Genomic DNA, 2,474 nt, shown 5'->3' on the forward strand with positions numbered 1-2,474 from the left:
GGCCGTCCAAAAGCATCGTAGGCGTAGCGAGTGGTGGCTTGCTCGGCATCCGTGCTTTCTACCCTATCTCCGTGATCATCATAACCATATCCGTAAATCGCGTCATCCACCTGCTGCTGGAGCAGCTGTCCGAATGGATTATACAATCTTTCCGCGCTCACGCCATCCGGCCCGGTGACGGTGACATCGTTCGTATCATCCTTGTATACCACCACCGTTTGAGTGCCATTCGGATAAGTCACCTTCGTTACACGCCCCAACGCGTCATACACATAGGACTCCGTTTTGCGCTTGGCATCGGTTTGGGACTTGATTTCTCCGGTCGGATAGTAGTCATACGTATACTCAACACCTTTAGGCAAAAGCTGCCTTGTCGGGAGCTGAGAACCATAGGAAGATTTATAATCTATAGAAACATCCGTATCGTTTCTGTCGTCAATAAGAACCTTCTGACTGCTTACATTCCCTTTTGCATTGTAAAAAGTATAGCTGTGTGATAAAAGCTTCCCCTGCGCTGTGCCTTCATAGTTTTTTAGTTCATTCAATGTGCCCTCTGCTTTATAGGTTCGAACTGTCGTTCCGGTTTTTCCTTCACTGATTTTCCTAACCGTCTGAACGGGTTGTACCCAGAAAAAAGGCTCACTCGAGGTTTTATACGTATGAACCGTCTCCGACCCCGTACTTTGGGATATTTTCAAAGGGAGACCATATTCATTGTACTCATAGGAGGTCGTGACAGGCTCGGATGAAGAACCCCCCTCCGTATAGGACTCTCGCATTTGCGCAGGCAAATTCCAGTCCATGGCGTCCTTATACGTGTAGTCTACATGATACCCGGTGGAATCTCCCTCTTGATCATAACGGTTAAGAACCGATTTGTCGGGCGCATGCTCTCCTCTAAAGGTTTTACCGAAATGGAAGGTTTCCGTTGTACGTGTTCCTGTAGCAGTCACCGTCCATTCGGCGTTTTTGCCATAGCTGGCTAGATCCTCTCCCGAATAGGTGAAATCCGTTTGATTTAAAAAACGGTTACCTGCCGTTGTACTGTACACATCTGCGCGTGAAATCACTTTAAACACGCCTTGTGTACCGTATACGCCTATTTGCTTGGTATAGGCTTCATAGCGAATGTCCGTCATGGACGAAGTAGGTCGTACAATTCGCGTCAGCAGCGCGGTTACATTAGCTACACTCTTTTGCCTGAGTTTAGTGTTGACAGTCCTTTTACTAGCCCTTATGTTTTCTGTCCAGCCAAGTGTAGCCGATCCAGATTCATTTGATAATAGGTACTGGTAAAAGGAAGACCTTGAGGATAACTCCTCAAGGTCAGAAAAATCAATCTAGTGTAAAATAATCATCATATACTACACCATCAAGAGAGAAAAACAATCTGAACAGCCCGATCGTTCTGGAATTATAAATAATTGGAATGTACGTTACAACATGAATTGATTCATATTCTGGATAATCACTAATCATCAGCGCTACTTGTTGTACTTTAATATCCAAAAACTGTTCACTAAAAGAATTAAAATAGATTTTAAACTCATCTGGAGATTCTTCCATATAATTATTAAACGCAATCCAGAATCCCTCTATTGAACGATGTTCGATATTGTTATTAATAATCCATTCTCTTAATTCCCCAACATTCATAATTATCAACACACCTTTTCTAATGCTTTCCTTTGTCAAATTTATTAAATATAATTCGATTTAATTTCGCGTCATAGTTACCATAAACCCTCCAATCTCCATACTTACCTTTTATTTTAATTTCATATTTAAAGAAAGAACCCCCTACCTTAACCCCATCTCCTGAAAGGAGTTTGATTCCATTTGCCCCTTGTCCACTAACTAATCCCTTATTCATAGCATCAGTAAACTTGTCTACTGCATCTTTACCAAACTTATTACGAATTTCATTGTACGTGTCATGTTTTATCCATCCAGTACCACAACTGTTATGCGTCCAAATTCCAAGATTCGATACAAAGTACGTATGGAAGTCCTTTACCATAAAATTATATACAGTAGCATGTTCCTTCTTAACCTCAATTTTCTCAATGGCTAATTCCTTGCCAGCCGAGGTTGTAAGAATATCGCCCACCAATAGGTCTTTGGATTTGACCCAACCTTTGCCGACAATCCAAAACGGATGCTCATCAGTAGTCGTTATGATCTCGCCGCCGACAGTGATATTATATGTTTCCTTAACATCACGCTGAAAGAGCCATTCAACTTCCTTGTAAGCCATTTCTCCTGTCTCATCGTCTTTGGCTAGGACTCTATCCCCGACCTCAATCTCCTCAATCGCTTTCTCCCCTTCATCTGTTTGAACCTTCGTACCCGCCGTAAAGCAATTACATTTGCTTATTATATCTTTTGCTGTTTTGCCCGTACTCGCACTTTTACCTTTAGTCACTTTAGCTATTGCAGGCCCTTCTACAAGAGAACCACTTACAAAACTTGCA

The 2,474-nt window shown here is 42.2% G+C and carries 2 protein-coding genes and 1 pseudogene; all 3 read right to left on the minus strand.

Annotation, left to right across the window (positions count from 1 at the left end; all coding sequences use genetic code 11):
* A pseudogene (locus ACIFQM_RS24435) lies at positions 1-1,139 on the minus strand (hypothetical protein); the annotation flags it as partial.
* 196 nt (positions 1,140-1,335) lie between these two features.
* Complete coding sequence (locus ACIFQM_RS24440) at positions 1,336-1,656, minus strand: hypothetical protein (protein WP_430044629.1); 321 nt, start codon at positions 1,654-1,656, stop codon at positions 1,336-1,338.
* Between the two features lie 19 nt (positions 1,657-1,675).
* Positions 1,676-2,474 (minus strand): polymorphic toxin-type HINT domain-containing protein (locus ACIFQM_RS24445; protein WP_430044631.1); only part of this gene is annotated, 799 nt, incomplete at its 5' end.

The organism is Paenibacillus sp. NRS-1782, assembly GCF_050467685.1.
Taxonomy (GTDB): domain Bacteria; phylum Bacillota; class Bacilli; order Paenibacillales; family Paenibacillaceae; genus Paenibacillus; species Paenibacillus terrae_A.

Bases quoted from the DNA above. Each gene is read 5' to 3' on its own strand.
- ACIFQM_RS24440 (WP_430044629.1), bottom strand. From the start codon at position 1,656: ATGAATGTTGGGGAATTAAGAGAATGGATTATTAATAACAATATCGAA.